The sequence below is a fragment of the Janthinobacterium sp. GW821-FHT03C10 genome (genome assembly GCF_059420865.1).
This window is the reverse complement of record NZ_JBWKUN010000007.1, coordinates 268,570-287,424: the sequence shown is the minus strand read 5'-3', so window position 1 is coordinate 287,424 and position 18,855 is coordinate 268,570. Positions and strand designations below refer to the sequence as shown.

General features: G+C 64.3%; 20 protein-coding genes. 16 read left to right on the top strand and 4 right to left on the bottom strand.

Annotation, left to right across the window (positions count from 1 at the left end; translation table 11 throughout):
• The first annotated feature begins 71 nt into the window (after positions 1-71).
• From AC07VH_RS23325 to AC07VH_RS23315, 3 genes are all read left to right on the top strand, one after another.
• Positions 72-1,682 (top strand): CehA/McbA family metallohydrolase domain-containing protein, encoded by a 1,611-nt coding sequence (locus AC07VH_RS23325; protein WP_494787713.1) that lies wholly within the window; start codon positions 72-74, stop codon positions 1,680-1,682.
• A gap of 105 nt (positions 1,683-1,787) precedes the next feature.
• On the top strand, positions 1,788-2,150 hold the full coding sequence (locus tag AC07VH_RS23320) for a translation initiation factor Sui1 (RefSeq protein ID WP_489630048.1): 363 nt from the start codon (positions 1,788-1,790) through the stop codon (positions 2,148-2,150).
• 72 nt (positions 2,151-2,222) lie between these two features.
• Entirely contained in the window at positions 2,223-3,080 is an 858-nt protein-coding gene (locus AC07VH_RS23315) for a hypothetical protein (protein WP_494787712.1), read from the top strand.
• A 59-nt stretch (positions 3,081-3,139) separates the two neighbouring features.
• On the opposite strand, the gene AC07VH_RS23310 is transcribed toward AC07VH_RS23315, so the two are convergent.
• The 4 genes from AC07VH_RS23310 to flgA form a co-directional block, all read right to left on the bottom strand.
• The gene (locus tag AC07VH_RS23310) at positions 3,140-3,703 is read right to left on the bottom strand and encodes an FxDxF family PEP-CTERM protein (protein WP_475414556.1); all 564 of its coding nucleotides are present in this window, start codon (positions 3,701-3,703) and stop codon (positions 3,140-3,142) included.
• A gap of 363 nt (positions 3,704-4,066) precedes the next feature.
• Entirely contained in the window at positions 4,067-4,534 is a 468-nt protein-coding gene (locus AC07VH_RS23305; protein WP_494787711.1) for a flagella synthesis protein FlgN, read from the bottom strand.
• A gap of 8 nt (positions 4,535-4,542) precedes the next feature.
• Entirely contained in the window at positions 4,543-4,851 is a 309-nt protein-coding gene (gene flgM, locus AC07VH_RS23300; RefSeq protein WP_034787161.1) for a flagellar biosynthesis anti-sigma factor FlgM, read from the bottom strand.
• Between the two features lie 111 nt (positions 4,852-4,962).
• The gene (gene flgA, locus AC07VH_RS23295; RefSeq protein ID WP_489630050.1) at positions 4,963-5,670 is read right to left on the bottom strand and encodes a flagellar basal body P-ring formation chaperone FlgA; all 708 of its coding nucleotides are present in this window, start codon (positions 5,668-5,670) and stop codon (positions 4,963-4,965) included.
• A gap of 191 nt (positions 5,671-5,861) precedes the next feature.
• On the opposite strand from flgA, the gene flgB reads away from it, so the two are divergent.
• From flgB to AC07VH_RS23230, 13 genes are all read left to right on the top strand, one after another.
• Entirely contained in the window at positions 5,862-6,314 is a 453-nt protein-coding gene (gene flgB / locus AC07VH_RS23290) for a flagellar basal body rod protein FlgB (RefSeq protein WP_152254610.1), read from the top strand.
• Between the two features lie 2 nt (positions 6,315-6,316).
• Positions 6,317-6,718, top strand: coding sequence for a flagellar basal body rod protein FlgC (gene flgC / locus AC07VH_RS23285; RefSeq protein WP_071075845.1), 402 nt, complete (start codon positions 6,317-6,319; stop codon positions 6,716-6,718).
• 15 nt (positions 6,719-6,733) lie between these two features.
• Positions 6,734-7,429, top strand: coding sequence for a flagellar hook assembly protein FlgD (locus AC07VH_RS23280; protein ID WP_475416623.1), 696 nt, complete (start codon positions 6,734-6,736; stop codon positions 7,427-7,429).
• A 52-nt stretch (positions 7,430-7,481) separates the two neighbouring features.
• On the top strand, positions 7,482-9,029 hold the full coding sequence (locus AC07VH_RS23275; RefSeq protein WP_475416622.1) for a flagellar hook protein FlgE: 1,548 nt from the start codon (positions 7,482-7,484) through the stop codon (positions 9,027-9,029).
• A gap of 182 nt (positions 9,030-9,211) precedes the next feature.
• Positions 9,212-9,955, top strand: coding sequence for a flagellar basal body rod protein FlgF (locus AC07VH_RS23270; protein WP_046685936.1), 744 nt, complete (start codon positions 9,212-9,214; stop codon positions 9,953-9,955).
• Positions 9,956-10,027: 72 nt separating this feature from the next.
• Positions 10,028-10,810: a flagellar basal-body rod protein FlgG gene (gene flgG, locus AC07VH_RS23265; protein WP_071322383.1), complete on the top strand. Its 783-nt coding sequence runs from the start codon at positions 10,028-10,030 to the stop codon at positions 10,808-10,810.
• Between the two features lie 50 nt (positions 10,811-10,860).
• Complete coding sequence (locus AC07VH_RS23260; RefSeq protein WP_494787710.1) at positions 10,861-11,511, top strand: flagellar basal body L-ring protein FlgH; 651 nt, start codon at positions 10,861-10,863, stop codon at positions 11,509-11,511.
• Positions 11,512-11,513: 2 nt separating this feature from the next.
• On the top strand, positions 11,514-12,629 hold the full coding sequence (locus AC07VH_RS23255) for a flagellar basal body P-ring protein FlgI (protein WP_475416620.1): 1,116 nt from the start codon (positions 11,514-11,516) through the stop codon (positions 12,627-12,629).
• 10 nt (positions 12,630-12,639) lie between these two features.
• Positions 12,640-13,566 carry a flagellar assembly peptidoglycan hydrolase FlgJ gene (gene flgJ, locus AC07VH_RS23250; RefSeq protein ID WP_494787709.1) on the top strand — a complete coding sequence of 309 codons (927 nt, stop codon included), beginning with the start codon at positions 12,640-12,642 and terminating at the stop codon, positions 13,564-13,566.
• A gap of 87 nt (positions 13,567-13,653) precedes the next feature.
• Positions 13,654-15,621: a flagellar hook-associated protein FlgK gene (gene flgK / locus AC07VH_RS23245; protein WP_494787708.1), complete on the top strand. Its 1,968-nt coding sequence runs from the start codon at positions 13,654-13,656 to the stop codon at positions 15,619-15,621.
• A 51-nt stretch (positions 15,622-15,672) separates the two neighbouring features.
• Entirely contained in the window at positions 15,673-16,914 is a 1,242-nt protein-coding gene (gene flgL, locus AC07VH_RS23240; RefSeq protein WP_494787707.1) for a flagellar hook-associated protein FlgL, read from the top strand.
• A 168-nt stretch (positions 16,915-17,082) separates the two neighbouring features.
• Positions 17,083-17,544, top strand: a complete 462-nt coding sequence (locus tag AC07VH_RS23235; protein WP_494787706.1) for a MarR family winged helix-turn-helix transcriptional regulator — start codon at positions 17,083-17,085, stop codon at positions 17,542-17,544.
• A gap of 48 nt (positions 17,545-17,592) precedes the next feature.
• Positions 17,593-18,852 carry an MFS transporter gene (locus AC07VH_RS23230; protein ID WP_494787705.1) on the top strand — a complete coding sequence of 420 codons (1,260 nt, stop codon included), beginning with the start codon at positions 17,593-17,595 and terminating at the stop codon, positions 18,850-18,852.
• The last annotated feature ends 3 nt before the right edge of the window (positions 18,853-18,855 follow it).

Sequence of the window (18,855 nt, the reverse complement as noted above, 5' to 3'; positions counted from 1 at the left end):
GGGCATGTCATTTGCTGGTCATACTGGAATGCTAGGCTGACGCCCTTCTTTTCAGCTTCCAGGTCCATCCCATGTCTTACTCCAGAACATTGCTTGCTTCGGCCATCGTCATCGTGTTGAGTGTTGCTGCCTGCGGCGGCGACAGCAACCCGGCCGGCAGCGTGCCGCCGCTCCCCGCCGGCCGCTGGATCGCCGGCGACCTGCACACCCACACGACCCAATCGGCCGACGCCGATGTCAGCCAGACCTTGGACAAGGTGCTGGCCAAGGCCTTTGCCACGTATGGACTCGACTGGATGGCGCTGTCAAACCATTTGCGCGTCTCCACGCGCGACGCGCTGGGCGCGCCGCTGGCGGCGCCGATTCCCATGTCCATCGGCGCCGGGCGCTATGAAATCCCGCGCGTGCAGGCTTTGCAGGCGGGCGGCAGCTACGCCGACAAGCTGATCTTCTCGGGCTTCGAGTGGGACATGCCGACCCACGACCACGTCGGCATCGGCCTGTTCGAAGGGGCGGACAAACTGACCGCCAGCACGCGGGGCATGAAGGAGTTCGAATACCTGTTTACCACGCGCGACGCGGCCATGTTCGACGCCGCCGACGTCGCGGCATGGAAAGCGAAATACGGCGACACCCGCTACAACAAGACGGCTGCCGATGCGCTGCAAGCGATCAACTGGCTGAAACAGAATTACCCGGAAACCAGCTACGCCGTCATCAACCATCCGTCGCGCAACAAGGGCAGCTACAGCATCGCCGACTTGCGCGCCTTCAACGATGCCGCGCCGAACATCATGTTCGCCATCGAGGGCATGGTCGGCAACCAGATGGAACCGGACCGGGGCGGCTACACGGCCGCCTACACGGACGAGAATGCGCCGCTGCGCGTGTATGGCGGCGTCGACTACGTGGTGGCCAAGCTGGGCGGGCCATGGGATGCGCTGCTGGGCGAGGGGCGCCGCATCTGGAACCTGACCGATTCGGATACGCACTTCAAGATTGTCGGCGGCAACAGCAGCGGTTATTTCCCCGGCGAGTATGCGAAGAACTACGTGTTCAACAGCGCGCAGGGCGCGCCGCTGGCGAAGGACTTGCTGGCCGGCTTGCGTTCGGGCAAGATGTTCTCCACTTATGGCGACCTGATCAATGCGCTTGATTTCAACCTGGCCAGCAAGGACGACCGCAAGGAGATGGGCGGCGAGCTGAAGGTCGCCAGCGGCGAGAAAGTCACGATCACCATCCGCTTCAAGAGCCCGGCCAAAAACAACTACGAAAAGCCCGTCGACAGCGGCGTGGCCGCCAACGTCAAGCCCGTGGTCGACCATGTCGACCTGATCGTCGGCGATGTGGGCGCGAAGGCGGTGGCGGGCACGCCGGCCTACAATGTTGCCGGCAATGCCAGCACGCGCGTGCTCAAGCGCTTCACCAGCGCGGACTGGAAAATCGGGGCCGACGGCTACGCCAGCGTGAGCTACGAAACGACGGCGGCGAAGAACCAGTATTTCCGCCTGCGCGGCACCAATCTGGGCACCGATGTCGCCGGCCTGACGCAGGGCGGCGAGCCGCTGGCCGACCAGCGCACGGGCACGACGGACAGCACCCAGCGTTTTAACGACATCAACGACCGCAATTACCGCAGCCTGTGGTTCTATTCGAATCCCGTGTTCGTGACCTTGCGTTAGACGTCAGCCGGCGCGCCACCGGGCGGGGCGGGAGCGGGCTTGATCCTGCACTCGCCCTCCCTGCGCTTGGTACAATCGCGCCTTCTTCCTTTTTATCACCTCATTATGAAAAGCAGTTCCCAGGGCGGTCTCGTCTACTCTACCGAAACGGGCCGCATGTGTCCCGCCTGCCGCCTGCCGCTGGCGCAATGCGCATGCAAGGCGCAATCGAAGGCGGTGCCGGCGGGCGACGGCGTGGTGCGCGTGTCGCGCCAGACCAAGGGGCGCGGCGGCAAGAGCGTCACCGTGGTCAAGGGCTTGCCGCTGGACGCCATCGCCCTGGCCCTGCTGGGCAAGCAGTTGCGCACGCAGTGCGGCTCGGGCGGCACGGTCAAGGATGGCGTGGTCGAAGTGCAGGGTGACCATGTGGACGCCATCCTGGCCGCGCTGGTGAAGCTGGGCCACCAGCCGAAAAAGGCCGGCGGCTAGCCGGGGCGCGTGCGTGCGGCACTGTGCCGCGCGCCTGTGGTAACGTGCGTTTCCTTTTATGTGCCACCTCCTATGAACAGCAAACTGACCGGCATCGCCATCGCCGCTGCCATCGTGGCAGTGCTGGCGCTCGTGTACTGGCCCGCGCCCGACGGCGGCACGCCGGACGCTGCTGCCACCGCTGCCGCCGGCGCGCCGCCGGGACGCAGCCTGGCATCGTATCTGAATATCGATGCCGCCCCGGCCGCCGGTGCCGCGCCCGTTCCCGTGACGCTCGCGCAGCAGCTTGCGCGCCTGGGCGCCAGCGGCAAGCCGGAAGACGCGTATGCGGCCTACAATCTGCTCGATGACTGTATTTCTTTTGAGAAAGATGGCCGGTTGCCGGGGCTGGAATTCGAGCTGGGACGCGAGATGACGGCGGAAGAAAAAGCCGGCCAGCGGCAGCTGTGCGCGGGCCTGACGCAGCGCCAGCGCGAGGACCGCTTGGGCTATCTGGCCACGGCCGCGAAGGCGGGCGTGCCGGGCGCGGCCACCCTGTTCCTGTCGGAAGGCCCGTTTGGCGACCGCAGCGCGCTGCGCAACCGTCCAGACGACCCGCTGGTGCAGGCGTGGAAGCGGCAAGCCATCGCCCAGCTGACGGCGCAGGCGGATGAGGCGGAACTGACCAGCGTGGCTACCCTGATGATGGCGTATTTGCGCGATGGCGACGTGGTGCGGAAAGACGCGCCGCAGGCGTATGGCTACCTGCTGGCCCTGCGCCTCGTGTACGACGACATCCTCGCCCCCGGCGTTACCAATCCCTACCAGGATGACTACTGGCACTGGCTGCAAGACGAGCTGACGCCGGAGCAGCAAGCCGCCGCCAGCGCCAAGGCGCAGGCCATCGCGGCGAAGTTCCGCCAGCATACGGGCCGCCCCGCGCACGGCTGAGGGGCGACCATGCGCTGCGCACGCGGCGCTTCAATTCCGGCGCGGCGTGTCAGGACCCGTCAGGCCAGCGTCTTGCGGCGCCGTATGCCATACCCCACCAGCCCCAGTCCCGCCAGCAGCATGGCATAGGTTTCCGGTTCGGGCACGGCCGTGGTGATGGAAATGTCCAGCACGGAATCACGCACGCCGACGCCCGTCGCCACCATGGTGTAGGTGCCTGCTCCCAGCAGTCCGCTGAAGGTGGAATGGGCGAAGCTGCCCAGTACGCCCGTGAACGTATCCGATTGCACCAGGTTGTTGCTGGAGTCGAACAAGTCGATGTTGACTCCGGTCAGACGGGGACCGAAGTCGTTGGCGCCCGTGACCAGCCAGGCGGCGTTGCCCGTGAACGATTGCACGCCGCTGCCGACCGTAAACGTGGTCGTTTGCAGCAGCGAACCACGCTCCGTCGTGAAGGTGTCGATGAACAGCGTGTCTTGCGCCAGCAGCGGTGTAGCCACCACGGCAGTCGAGACGAGATGGTTATAAAACACGGCTTGCGTGTCCGCCTGCGCGCCCGGCGCCAGCAGGGCGCTGCCGAGCAGCAGCGCCGCGCCAGCCTTGGATATTGAGATAGCGTTCATATCGTGCTCCAGATGGTCTTGCGATTGAATGGCGTGCGTCATGGCGCAGCGCGAATGCGCAGGCTGACGCGTCAGAATGGATTAGCTATGCCTGCGGGAAAATGTTCGTGTCGGTGAGGAAAGTCCCACCTGGAGATGTGCGGCGTACGCTAGTGATTAGCATATCGTTATCACTTGTCTCAAGTTTGAGCGCGCTCAAAGGTGCGGCTTCGAGAGGGCGCCGCTGTTGTTTCTGCGCGCGGCGTTCTGCAGGGAGTGCGGGCACGCCGGCTACGCCGCAGTGTCCCTGGAGGGGGGCGACACGGCGGTGATGTGCTGGATGGGCGTGGTATGGGGGCCGCCGTTTCCCGCGCTGGGGGGGGCTTAGCCGATCACGACGCGCCGGCTGGCCGTGTTCGTCGTCGGCTGGCCGCTGGGACCGTAGAAATTGCCGCTCTGGGCCGGGGGGCGCATGGCGTTCAGGGCGCCTTGCGTGTGCAGCATGTGCTTGTTGACCAGCAGGCTGTTCAGGCGATTCTGTTCCTTCGCTTCGCGCGTCGTCTCGAGCAGGGCTTTCCACAGGGGCGCCGCCTCGGCTTCGCTGGCGCCGACCAGCCAGTCTTCCATGCCCGCTTCGGCGGCCGTGAAACCGGCTGCCGCCAGCGCCTGGTGGCGTTGCGCCGCCAGCTGGCTCAATTGTCCGACGAGTGCCGTCTTGCGCGCCGTGAGCTCCGTGATTGCATCGATGTCAGCGGCAACCAGATGCCGCTGTTCTTCTTTCATCAATGCCAGCAATGTGGTCATGAGCTGTTGCTCGTCGCGCAGGCTGGAAAACGGAGTCACTGATTGCATGGGGAAACCTATCTATTTCGTGAGTGCAGCAAGTCCTTGACCGTGTCGAGGAGACCGTCCGCCACTTTTTCAGAGTTGACCTGGAACTGGCCGTCGGCGATCGCCAGCTTGATGCGTTCGACTTTTTTCGTGTCGAACACGGCGCCGCTGCCGGCAGTTGCACTGGCCGCTAATGCCTGTCCTTGCGGCGACAGGCGTACATTGTCCGACGTCGTCGGCGTTGCCTGGGCTTTCTCGGCATTCCGGGCGCCGGAGGTGCTGGCGGGCGCCACCGGCAGGCCGGGATTGCTTTTAATGGTGTTATCGGTAATTTTCACAGCGTGATCCTCGTCTGGTCGAAGTCAAGAAACTCCGGGATATGTGTCATTATCGGCACCTTCTTCCGAAACTTTAGTGCGCCAGACCACAATATCGCTGCCCATCCGTGTTTAGAACGCCACCTCCACCATGCCGCCAGCCCGCGCCACGCCGCTGATCTGCTGGCCGCTCTGCGTGCGTACCTGCACCGTCTGGCCATCGCCGGCGCTGCCGATGGCGCGCCCTTCTGATGCTACCTGGAAACCGTTGCCACTGGAAACGACACGTACCAGCTGGCCCTGCATCACCACGGGTTTGCGGCGCAGGGTGTCGAGGCGCATCGGCGTGCCTGGCGGCAAGGATATATTCGTGCTGGCGCCTACCACCTGGGCCATGTCGGTGGCGATGCCTGCGGGCAATGCGGCCAGGTCGCCCTGCATCGTCACCAGCTGGCTGGCGTCGATGGCTTGCCCTTGCGCCAGCGGCACGGCGCTGGCCACGTAGTCGCCCACGACGGCCACGTTCGCTTGCAGATAGATGGTCCAGCTGGACGGGGCCGTGCAGCGCACGCCCACGGTGGTCTTGCCCCAGGCGCGCGCGCCCGGCGCCATGAACGCTTGCGGCGCGGGGCAGGCGGCCAGGTTCAGGCGCGGATCGACGGCGCCGACGGTGATCGTCACCTTGCCCGGCAAGCCGTTGCTTTGCACCTGCAGGAATTGTTCCACGCTGTTGCGCAGCGCTTCCGGCGTCTGCCGGCCGGCGTTTTGCGCCTGCGCCAATACTGGCAGGGCGGCAAGCGGGATGGCTAGGGCAAGGAGGAAAGCGAGCGGTGTTTTCATGGTGATAGGCCTCTGGAATATTGCCATGATAGTGCGCGCCGCCCCGTTCGAAGCGCCGATTAAGGGGTAAAAGTACGGTCTGATCCGGCGATGGCCTTGCCGGCGGGCGCCGTACTATGTTTCCTGTCATCACTATACCGCCATCCTTCCGCCATCTCAGGCGCCAGTGGCAGATCTTTCCGGAGCCTGACATGATAGGGAAACTCGACGATTACATGCGCTTCAACGAGACGGCGCTGAGCCTGCGCTCGACGCGCCAGGAATTGCTCGCCTCGAATATCGCCAATGCGGACACGCCCAACTACAAGGCGCGCGACGTCGATTTCGCCGCCGCCCTGAAGGGGGCGATGGCGCGTAAGGATGGCGTGCCGCCGGCCCTGAAGGGCACGGCGCCGCAGCATATGCCGGGCAAGGGCGTGGCCGCCGCAGCGGGCGGCAGCACAGGCGGCAAGGTCGAGACCCTGGCCGACGGCACGCCGCTGTTGTACCGCGCACCGGCCCAGGGCGCCGTCGACGGCAACACGGTCGACATGGACCTCGAGCGCAATGCCTTTGCCGACAACGCCATCCGCTACGAGGCGGCCGTGACGTTCCTCAACTCGCAGATCAAGGGCATGCTGACGGCCATCCAGGGAGGACAATAATCATGTCGCTATTTAATATCTTCAATGTGTCCGGTTCGGCCATGAGCGCCCAGGCGCAGCGCCTGAACACGGTGGCCAGCAACCTGGCCAATGCCGACAGCGCCACCAGCGCCACGGGCGAAGCCTACCGCGCCAAGCAGGTGGTGTTCGAAGCCGTGCCCATGGCCAACGGCGCCACGGCCGTCAAGGTGCAGAAGGTGATCGAGGACCCGTCGCCGATGAAGCTGGTCTACGACCCGAAGAACCCGCTGGCCGACGAGAAGGGCTACGTCACCATGCCCAACGTGAATACGGTCGACGAGATGGTCAACATGCTGTCCGCTTCGCGCTCGTACCAGACCAACGTGGAAACCATGAACGCGGCCAAGTCGCTGCTCCTGAAAACCCTTACCCTCGGCCAGTAAGGCTGACTGATCATTATGGCAACCATCGATACCACGACCTCCGTCACCACCGACCTGATGGCGACGATGAATCCGAAGAAGACGACGGCCGCGGCAGGCAGTGTCGAAGCGGAAACGAACAAATTCCTCACCCTGCTGGTCACCCAGCTGAAAAACCAGGATCCGATGAACCCGCTGGACAATGCGCAATTGACCAGCCAGCTGGCGCAGTTGTCCACGGTGACGGGCGTCAACAAGCTCAACACGACCCTGGAAACCCTGAAGACCAGCTATCAGCAAGCCGAATCGATGCAGGCGGCCAACATCATCGGCCATGGTGTGTTGACTGCGGGTAAGGATATCAACCTGAGCAAGAGCGCCGCGCTGCTGGGCGTGGACCTGGCCACGGCGGCCGACAAGGTCAAGGTCATCATCTACAAGGATGGCAAGGAAGTCCATTCCATCGACCTGGGCGCACAGGAAGCGGGCACCTTGCCGCTGGGCTGGAACGGTTCCACCGCCGACCTCGACAAGGACGGCAAGCCGGTCGTGCTGGCCGACGGCGCCTACACCTTCACGGTGGAAGCCACGCGCGGCGGCACCAAGCTCAAGGATGCGACGGCGCTGATGTTCGGTTCGGTCGCCAGCGTGTCGACGGGCGCGAATGGCGTGAAATTGAATGTCCCGGGCGTGGGCAGCATCACCATGGCCGACGTGAAACAGATTCTGTAAGCCGCTGACCCTAGCGTGACCCTCTACCCCTAATTTCTACCAGGAGAACACAATGTCTTTCCAACAAGGCTTGAGCGGCTTGAATGGCGCCGCCAAATCGCTGGACGTCATCGGCAACAACATCGCCAACTCGTCCACCGTCGGTTTCAAGCAGTCGCAGGCCCAGTTCGCCGACATTTATGCCAACTCGCTGTATGGCGTGGGCGGCAACCAGGCGGGGATCGGCGTCTCCGTCTCGCAAATCGCCCAGCAATTTAACCAGGGTAACCTGGAAACGTCGTCGAACCCCCTCGACATCGCCATCAATGGCGGCGGCTTCTTCCGTACCAGCGTCAACGGCGCCGTCCAGTACTCGCGCAATGGCCAGTTCCAGGTCGACAAGAGCGGCTTCATCGTCAACGCCCAGCTGGCGCAGCTGACCGGCTATGCGGCCGATGCCAACGGCAAGATCGTCGCCGGCGCCGTCGTGCCCCTGCAGATCGACCAGTCGGACATGAAGCCCCAGGCGACGACCAAGGTCGACACGCAAGTCAACCTCAATTCGAACACGGCCATGCCGACCACGGTGCCGTTCAAGATCGGTGACGACACCACCTACAGCAAGCAGTTCCCCGTCGAAGTCTTCGATTCGCTGGGCAACTCCCACATCATGTCGAATTTCTATGTCAAGACGGGCACCAACACCTGGGACGTCTACTCGGCCGTTGACGGCACGGAAGTGACCAGCATGAAGGTCGCGGCCGCCCTGCAGACGGACCCTGCCTCGCTGGCCGCGCGCGCCGCCTACCAGGCTGCCGCCACGGCCGTGCCGCTGGTGCCGGCCAATGTGACGACGGCCGCCGTCGCCTATGGCAATGCGGTCGGCGCCGCCGTCTCGGCTGCCGCCGCCGCCGCGGGCGCCACGCCGGCGCAACTGGCCGCCATCGCCGCCACCTACGGCAGTGCCGTGCCGAATGGCATCAACTCGAGCCGCACGCCCGACCAGATCGACGCGGCCATCCGCGCCGTGACCATGGTGCCGGCCGTCAAGACCGGTTCGCTGGTCTTCAACACGGTCGGCAGCCTGGACCGGGCCGCCATGCTGGCCCTGACGCCGCCGCAAACCTTGCCCGTCACCGTCAACCTGCCGATCTTCCCGGCCACGGGCGCCAATCCGACCCTGTCGGTCCAGGTCGATTTCAGCAAATCGACCCAGCTGGGCACCGCCACGGCGGAAAAGAAAACGGAAGCGGACGGCTACAAGGCGGGCCAGCTGAGCCAGTTCATCGTGGGCGACGACGGCGTCATCCAGGGCCAGTACAACAACGGCAAGACGCGCAGCCTGGGCCAGGTGGTGTTGAGCAACTTTACCAACCCGAACGGCCTGGAGCCGCTGGGCAACAACGCCTGGGTGGAAAGCTCGGCCTCGGGCAAACCCATCACGGGCGAACCGAAGACGGGCACCCTGGGCAACTTGCGCGCTTCGGCCGTGGAAGTGTCGAACGTCGACCTGACGGCGGAACTGGTCAACATGATCACGGCCCAGCGCGCCTACCAGGCGAATGCGCAGACCATCAAGACGCAGGATTCTGTTTTACAGACCCTGGTCAACCTGCGCTAACTTGGGGCGCCTCGTTAAGCTACTGCGCGTCTCACTGCCGGGCCGGCGTTGCTCGCTGTACCTCCGTACAGCTGCGCTACTCAACCCGGTATTGAACCGCTCGCTACGCTTTCCGAGGCACCCGTGATGTTGCAATATTTTTGCAGTAACCCCATCAGTTGCGATACAGGCAGGAGAAACACATGGACCGTCTCATCTACACCGCCGGCTCGGGCGCCAAGCATATCCTGGACAAGCAGGCGACCACGGCGAACAATCTGGCGAACGCCACCAGCACGGGTTTCCGTGCCCAGCTCGATTCGTTCCGCGCCGTGCCCGTGGTGGCCGACGGCATGATGCCGACGCGCGCCTTCGTCGTCGATTCGACGGTCGGTTCCGATTTCACGCAAGGCCCGATGCAGCACACGGGCCGCGCGCTCGACGTGGCCGTGGAAAACGCGGGCTGGATCGCGGTGCAGTCGGCCGACGGCTCCGAAGCCTACACGCGCAACGGCGCCCTGAAGCTCAATGAAAACGGCATGCTGCAGACGCAGTCGGGCCTGATGGTGCAGGGCGACACGGGCCCCATGGCGATTCCGCCGGGCGTGACGGTGGCCATCGCCAGCGACGGCACGGTGGGCACCATTTCCACCGACGTGCCTCCAGGCCCATCGACGGTGCTGGGACGCATCAAGCTGGTCAACCCGCCCGAGCAGCAGCTGGTGCGCGGCGACGACGGCCTGTTCCGCCTGAAGGATGGCACGGTGGCGCAGGCCGACCAGGCCGTCAAGCTGACCACCGGTGCGCTCGAGGGCAGCAATGTCAGCCCCGTCGACTCCATGGTCAGCATGATCGCCCTGGCGCGCCAGTTCGAAACGCAAATGAGCTTGCTGAAGAATGCCGAGAATAACGCGGCGAAAGCCACCCAGATCCTCGCTTTGAATTGATGGGGGCGCCCGCATAATGGTCACATAGAAATAGTCTACAGGGCTGGTTAGCGCTGTTATTGGAGAAAAATCATGATTCGTTCCCTTTGGATTGCCAAGACCGGCCTGGAAGCGCAGCAGACGCAGATGGACGTGATCGCCAATAACCTGGCCAACGTCAGCACCACGGGCTTCAAGAAGTCGCGCGCCGTGTTTGAAGACTTGCTGTATCAAAATGTGCGCCAGCCGGGCGCGCAATCGTCGCAGCAAACCCAGCTGCCATCGGGCTTGCAGATCGGCACGGGCGTGCGCACCGTGGCCACCGAACGCATCCATACGCAGGGCAATCCCCAGGCATCGGGCAATTCGCGCGACGTGATGGTCAACGGCACGGGTTTCTTCCAGGTGCTGATGCCGGACGGCGCCACCGCCTACACGCGCGACGGCTCCTTCCAGACCGATTCCAACGGCCAGCTGGTGACGTCCGAAGGTTTCGTCATCCAGCCCGCCATCACCGTGCCGACGAATGCGCTGAGCCTGACCGTGGCGCGCGACGGCACCGTGTCCGTCACCTTGCCCGACACGGTCGCGCCATCGCAGATCGGCTCGCTGCAGCTGACCACCTTCGTCAATCCGGCCGGCCTGGAGTCGAAGGGCGAAAACCTGTACATGGAAACGGGCGCCTCCGGCGTGGCGCAGACCAACACCCCGGGCACGAACGGCGCCGGCGTGCTGATGCAGGGCTATATCGAGACGTCGAACGTCAACGTGGCCGAGGAAATGGTCAACATGATCCAGACGCAGCGCGCCTACGAGATCAACAGCAAGGCCATCACCACATCCGATCAAATGCTGCAGAAATTGTCGCAACTTTAATTTTCATAGTCGTCATGCCATCCGCCGCCGGATGGCAGCGGAGGTTCGCCATGCAATACCCCATCATCGCCCTGTTGTCCGCAGTCCTGCTGTCCGGCTGCGCCATCACGCCTACGTCCATCGTGCAATATCCCACCACCACGCGCGCGCCGATGCCGGAACCGGTGGTCGTCAACAACGGTTCCATCTACCAGCCGTCGACCTACCGTCCCGCCTTCGAAGACCGCCGCGCGCGCCACGTGGGCGACACCATGACGATCGCCATCACCGAGCGCACGAATGCCGTCAAGGCAGGCGCCAGTTCCGGCAACAAGTCCGGCAGCGTGGGCTTCAGCACGCCGGGCATGCTGCAGGGCCGCCTGGGCGGCACCGTCTCGGCGAGTGGCGCGACCAAGTTTGCCGATGGCGACAACCAGTCCGCCAGCAACACCTTTTCCGGCGTAATCGGCGTGACGGTGATTGAAGTGCTGCCGAACGGCAACCTGATCGTTGCGGGCGAGAAACAGATCGCCATGAACAAGGGCACGGAATTCATCCGCTTCTCGGGCATGGTCAATCCGGACACCATCGGCACGGGCAACGTCGTGCCGTCGACCCAGGTGGCCGACGCGCGCGTCGAGTACCGCACCAACAGCCAGATCGACCGCGCCGAAATGGCCTCGATGGCCTCGCGCTTCTTCCTCAGCCTGCTGCCGTTCTGATCATGGCCACCTTTACTTTCCCCCGCTTTGCAGCTGTTTTCGGCCTGGCCATTTCTCTGCTGGCGCCCGTGGCGCAGGCCGAGCGCATCAAGGACCTGGCCAGCATCGCCGGCGTGCGCCAGAATCAGCTGATGGGCTATGGCCTCGTCGTCGGCCTCGACGGCAGCGGCGACCAGACCACGCAAACGCCATTTACCATCCAGAGCGTGGCGGCGATGCTGCAGCAGCAGGGCATCAACTTGCCGCAAGGCACCAGTTTGCAGCTGAAAAACGTGGCCGCCGTGATGGTGACGACGGCCTTGCCCGCGTTTGCCCAGCCGGGCCAGCTGCTCGACGTGACGGTGTCGTCGATGGGCAATGCGAAAAGCTTGCGCGGCGGCACTTTATTGATGACGCCGCTGAAGGGCGCCGATGGCCAGGTGTACGGCATGGCGCAGGGCAACGTGCTGGTGGGCGGCGTGGGCGCGCAGGCGGCCGGCAGCTCCGTCGTCATCAATCACCTGAGCGTGGGCCGCATCTCGGGCGGCGCCACCGTCGAGCGCAGCGTGCCTTCGGCGCTGGGCGCCAACAACACGATCCGCCTGGAATTGAACGCCACCGATTTCGCCACCGCCAGCCGCGTGGTCGACGCCATCAACAGCCGCTACGGCGCCGGCACGGCGGCCGCGCTGGACGGGCGCGTGATCCAGGTGCAGTCGCCGGGCGGCAGCGACCAGCGCGTGTCCTTCCTGGGCCAGCTGGAAAGCATCGAAGTCAACCCGGCCCGTCTGGCGGCCAAGGTCATCATGAATGCGCGCACCGGTTCCGTCGTCATGAACCAGTCCGTGACCCTGGAAACGTGCGCCATTTCGCACGGCAACCTGTCCGTCACCATCAATGTCGAGCCGCAGGTGAGCCAGCCGGCGCCCCTGTCGGGCGGGCGCACGGTGGTCACGCAGACGGCGCAGATCGATATCAAGAAGGAACCGGGCAAGGTCATGCTGGTCAAGGGCGGCGCCTCGCTGTCCGACGTGGTCAAGGCCCTCAACGCCATCGGCGCCTCGCCGCAGGACTTGCTGGCCATCCTGCAGGCGATGAAGGCGGCAGGCTCGCTGCGCGCCGAACTCGAAATCATTTGATGGACACGCCATGATCAGCCAAACCGACCTCAGCAAAACCGCCGCCTATGACGTCAAGGGCATGGATGGCTTGCGCCAGTCCGCCAAGGCGAAGGATCCCGCCGCCCTGAAAGAGGCGGCCACGCAATTCGAAGCCATGTTCATCAACATGATGATGAAAAGCATGCGGGAAGCCACGCCGCAGGACGGCATCATGGATAGCCAGCAAAGCAAGATGTACACCTCGATGCTGGACCAGCAGACGAGCCAGAACCTGGCCAAGCGGGGCACGGGCCTGGCGGACGTGCTGATCCGCCAGTTGTCATCGTCGAACCAGGCGCTGGCCGCCGATGGCGCCGAAGCGCCGTCGCCCCGCTCGTCGAGCATGGCGCAGGCGCTGGCCGCGTTCCGCCAGCAGCAGGGCGCCCTCACGGACGGCGCCGGCAGCGCCGCCGGCACCGGCAAGACTCTGAGCGACAAGGCCAACGCCACGCAGGCGCCGCACGTGCGCGCCTTCCAGGAAAAGCTGGGCGTGCATGCGGAAGAGGCGAGCCGCGCCACCGGCATCCCGGCCAAGTTCATGCTGGGCCAGGCGGCGCTGGAAACGGGCTGGGGCAAGCGCGAAATCATCAGCCGCGACGGCAGCAGCAGCCACAACCTGTTCGGCATCAAGGCGTCGGCCGACTGGAAGGGCAAGGTCACGGAAGCCGTCACCACGGAATATGTGAATGGCAAGGCGCAACGCAAGGTGGAAAAATTCCGCGCCTACGACAGCTACGCGGACAGTTTCAAGGATTATGCGCAGTTGATTACCAACAATAAACGCTATGAAAAAGTCCTGGCCAGCGCGGGCGACGCCAGCACCTTTGCCCAGGGCTTGCAAAAGGCCGGCTATGCGACGGACCCGAATTACGCTGCCAAACTGACAAAAATCATCAAGCATTCGCTGGTCGGCTAATCCCCGCCTGACCCTGAGGCAGCGCGGGTGCTTCAAGTTTTGTCCGCGGATGCCGTTAATACTCATGACAGTAACCAATAAGACACCATGACTTCGAATCTCCTCAGCATTGGTAAGAGCGGTTTGCTTGCAGCGCAGGTGGGCCTGTCGACGACCGGGCATAACATCACCAATGCCAACGTGGACGGTTACAACCGCCAGGTGGTGCTGCAGCAGACGGCGCAGTTCAACAATGCCGGTTATGGTTTTGTTGGCAATGGTACCGAGGTATCGCAAGTCAAGCGCCAGTACGACGGCTTCATGGCGGCCCAGGTGAATGGCGCGCAATCGGCCACCAGCTCGCTCGACGCGTACTACACGCAGATCAGCCAGATCGACAATATGCTGGCCGATCCCACGGCCGGGCTGTCGCCGGCGATGGCCGATTTCTTCAAGGGCGTGCAGGATTTCAGCTCGAATGCCTCGTCCGTGTCGTCGCGCCAGGCATTGCTGTCGAGCGCAAACTCGCTGACGGCGCGCTTCCAGGGCCTCAGCGCGCGCCTGACGGAAATCGGCGACGGCGTCAATTCGCAGATCACCTCGAACGTGAAGGTGATCAATTCCTACGCCAAGCAGATCGCGGAACTGAATACGGCGATTACCAACCTGACCGTGAATGAAAGCAATCAGCCCAACGATTTGCTGGACCAGCGCGACCAGCTGATCACGGAGCTGAACAAATACGTCAAGGCAACGGTTCAGCCTGGTGCCGGCAACTCGATTACCGTCTCGATCGGCTCGGGCCAGCCGCTGGTGGTGGGCAACAAGAACTTTGAACTGGCCGTCACGCCGTCGCCGACGGACCCGAACCGGCTGGACGTGGGCTATGTGACGGGTACGAGCGTCACCAAGCTGTCGGAAAGTTCCCTCAGCGGCGGCGCGCTGGGCGGCTTGCTGGAGTTCCGCAGCGGCAGCCTGGACCGCATCCAGAATTCGCTGGGCAAGGTGGCCATCGCGCTCGCGTTCACCTTCAATGAACAGCACAAGCTGGGCCAGGACTTGAATGGCGACATGGGGACCGACTTCTTCAAGTTGCCCGATCCCGTCATTGGCGCCGACTACCGCAACAACGCGACCAGCACGACCGCGCTGTCGGCCAAGGTCAGCGATCCGACCAAGCTGACGGCCAGCGATTATGCCGTGAAGTACGACGGCACAAACTATGTGGTGACGCGCCAGAGCGACGGCGCCAAAACGACCATCAACCCGTATCCGCAAACCGTGCCGCAAACCATCGACGGCGTGGATTTCTCGATCTCGGGCACGGCTGCCGAGGGCGACAACTTCATGGTCAGGCCGACGGCCCACGGCGCGTCCGACCTGGCCGTGGCGATTACCGACCGCAACAAGCTGGCCGCCGGCGCGCCGATCGCCACAGGCGCACCCGTCAGCAACACGGGCAGCGGCAAGCTCGGCGCAGGTAGCGTGGACAAAGCCTATTTAACGCCGGGCAATGCCTTGACGGGTACCGTCACCTTGACGTACGACAAGGCGACCACCTCGCTGTCGGGATTTCCCGCGGGCCAGGCCGTGACGGTGAAAGGCTTGAACGGCGCCACCACCACGTATCCGGCCGGCACGGCGAACATTCCGTACACGGAAGGCGACAGCTTCAGCTTTGGCGGCATCAACGTCAACATGACGGGCGCGCCGGCGCAGGGCGATAAATTCACCATCGCGCCGAACTCGGGCGGCGTGGGCGACAACCGCAATGCCAGCTTGCTGGCGGGCTTGCAAACGAAAAACATTCTCGATGGCGGCAAGGCGACGTTCCAGGGTTCGTACGCGGAAACCGTCAGCTATGTGGGCAACAAGACGCGCGAAGTGCAGGTCAGCGGCCTGGCCAGTCTGGCCTTGCTGCAGCAGACCAGCACGCAGCAGCAGGCCGTTTCCGGCGTCAACCTCGATGAAGAGGCCGCCAACCTGCTGCGCTACCAGCAAGCCTACCAGGCTTGCGGCAAGGTCATGCAGATCGCCAGCACCCTGTTCGACGTGGTCATCGGCCTCGGACGTTAATTATTCAAGCGGCGGCGCCTGGCGTCCGCCGCCATCAGGAAGGGCAGCATCATGCGCATCAGTACCAAAATGATCTATGACGCGGGCAGCACGCAGCTGAACAATCTGCAGGGCGCGTTGAACCGCACCCAGATGCAGCTGTCGGCGAACCGCCGCAACCTGACGCCGGCCGACGATCCGATCGCCTCGGCGCGCGCGCTGGAAGTGACGCAGTCGCAATCGATCAATACGCAATTCGTGACGAACCGCTCGAACGCCAAGAATTTCCTGTCGCAGGAAGAGCTGGCGCTGGCCAGCACCACCTCGCTGATCGCCGACGTGCAGGAGCTGGTGCTGAAGGCCGGTAATCCGGCCTTGAAGGATATCGACCGCCAGAGCCTGGCCACGGAGCTGAAGGGGCGCTTGACCGACCTGATGGGCATCGCCAACACGTCCGACAACGCGGGCGGCTACCTGTTCGGCGGCTACAAGTCGACGACGCAGCCGTTCAGCCAGACGCCGGGCGGCGCCACCTACGTGGGCGACCAGGGCCAGCGCGAGCTGCAAGTGGGCTCGGCCCGCTACCTGGCCACCAGCGACTCGGGCGCGGCCGTGTTCGAGAACATCTTGACGGGCAACGGCAAGTTCACCACGGCAGCCGACCCGGGCAACTTTGCGCGCGGCGGCGCCGGCATCATTTCCGGCGGCACTGTCACCGATCCCACCAAGTTGACGGGGCACAAGTACTCGATCGATTTCCAGGTGACGGGCACGGGTACGGATGCCAAGACGACCTATACCGTGACGGACGTGACCCTGGGCCAGACCATCCCGAATCCCGCCGTGCCGGTGGCCTATAAATCGGGCGACGCCATCAACTTTGACGGCCAGCAAGTCAATGTCGCGGGCAAGCCGGCCGACCTGGACAAGTTCACCCTGGAGCCCAGCGGCAAGGAATCGATCTTTACCACGATTACCAACCTGATCGGCGCACTGGGCCAGCCGGCCTCGGGCGACGCGGGGCAGGCGCGCCTGACGGCCAGCCTGAACGCGGCGCACGATCTGCTCGACACGGCCTACGACAACGTGCTGTCCGTGCGCGCGGAAGTCGGTTCGCGCCTGAAGGAGATCGACACGCTCGACAGCGCCGGCGACGACCTCGACCTGCAATATGCGAGCACCCTGTCGGGCTTGCAGGACCTGGACATGGTGAAGGCGATTTCGCTGTTCAGCCAGCAGCAGATCACCCTGCAGGCGGCGCAGAAGTCCTTCACGTCGATCTCGGGCCTGTCGCTGTTCAACTACATCAGCTAAGCGGCCAGCCGCAGGATGACCGGCAAGCCGGGGCGGCGAGGATGCATACCTCGCGCCCCGGCTTTTTTGCGTCCGCATTCTGGCTACTTGGACAAGATATGCAGGCAAACTGTGCAGTCTACCTGTGTATCTGTTATACTTGAGTCTGTTGATCCACCAGCGTTCCCCATGAGCACCCCACAAGAAGACCACGAAGATCACGAAGATCACGAGCAGGTGCTGCAGTTGGCCGGCGAATTGCGCATTCTCATCGGCAAACTACGCCGCCGCCTGCGCGAGGAAGCGCATCTGGGCGACGTCAGCATGTCGCAGGCATCCGTGCTCAGCCGTCTTGAGCGCGACGGCCCGGCCACGGCCAGCAGTCTGGCGCGCGCCGAAGGCATGCGGCCCCAGTCGATGGCCGCCACGGTGCTGGCGCTGACCGAGGCGCAGCTGGTGACGGGCTCGCCCGATCCGCGCGATGGCCGGCAGACGATCTTGACCCTGACGGACAGCTGCCGCGCCTGGATCGCGGCCAGCCGCGCCGCGCGCGAAGACTGGCTGGCGCGGACCATCGAAACCCGGCTCACGCCGGCCGAAGTCACCGAGCTGGACAAAGCGGTGGCCCTACTCAAACGCTTGGCGGAGTGATCCGCTGAATTTTTCACCACGACCCCGGCAAGGAGCCCGCACGCCCAGATGAACAACACATTCCGTTCGCTACGCATTCCCAATTACCGTATCTGGGCCGGCGGCGCCCTCGTGTCGAATATCGGCACGTGGATGCAGCGCACGGCGCAGGATTGGCTGGTGCTGAGCGAACTGACGCAGCACAATGCCAGCGCCGTCGGCATCGTCATGGCCTTGCAATTCGGCCCGCAGCTGCTGTTGCTGCCCCTGACGGGCATGGCGGCCGACTTGCTCGACCGCAGGAAATTGCTGCTGTGCACGCAGGCGGCCATGGGCTTGCTGGCGCTGGGACTGGGCATGCTGTGCATCAGCGGCCTGGTACAACTGTGGCACGTGTATGTGTTTGCTTTCCTGCTGGGCTGCGTGACGGCCTTCGATGCGCCCGTGCGCCAGACTTTCGTGGCCGAGATCGTCGGCGAGGAAGACTTGACGAATGCCGTGGCGCTCAATTCCACCTCGTTCAATGCGGCGCGCATGCTGGGCCCGGCCGTCGCTGGCTTGCTGATCAGCAGCGTCGGCAGCGGCTGGGTCTTCATCATCAATGCCGTCTCGTTTGCGGCCGTGATCGGTTCGCTGTTGCTGCTGCGCGTGGAATTGCTGCGCCGAGCGCCGCGCCTGAAAGCCACGCGCGCCAGCCTGGGCGAAGGTTTCCGCTACGTGCGCCAGCGGCCCGACTTGATGGCCATCCTGCTGATGCTGTTCCTGATCGGCACCTTCGGCTTGAATTTCCCGATTTTCCTGTCGACCATGTCGGTGACGGCCTTCCATGCGGGCGCCAGCCAGTACGGCGTGCTCAGCTCCGTGATGGCGTGCGGCTCCGTGGCCGGCGCCCTGCTGGCGGCGGGCCGCGGCCAGCCGACGCTGGCCTTGCTGCTGGGGGCGGCGGCGCTGTTCGGCCTGGCTTGCGCGCTGGCCGCCGTGATGCCCAATTACTGGCTGTTCGGCATGATGCTGGTGGTCATCGGCATCGCCGCGCAAACCTTTACCACCAGCGTCAACAGCAGCGTGCAACTGTCGACGGCGCCCGCCATGCGGGGCCGCGTGATGGCGATAGTCCTGGCCATCTCGGCGGGCGGCACGCCGCTGGGGGCGCCCGTCGTGGGCTGGGTCGCCGACACCTTCGGCCCGCGCTGGGCGCTGGGCATCGGTGCCCTGTCGGGCCTGGCGGCCGCCCTCGTCGGCGTGCGCTACCTGGTCAGGCATCACCAGTTGCGTTTGAATGTCGACCTGCGGCGCTGGCGCTTTGCATTCAGCAGCGACCAGCCCTGAAGC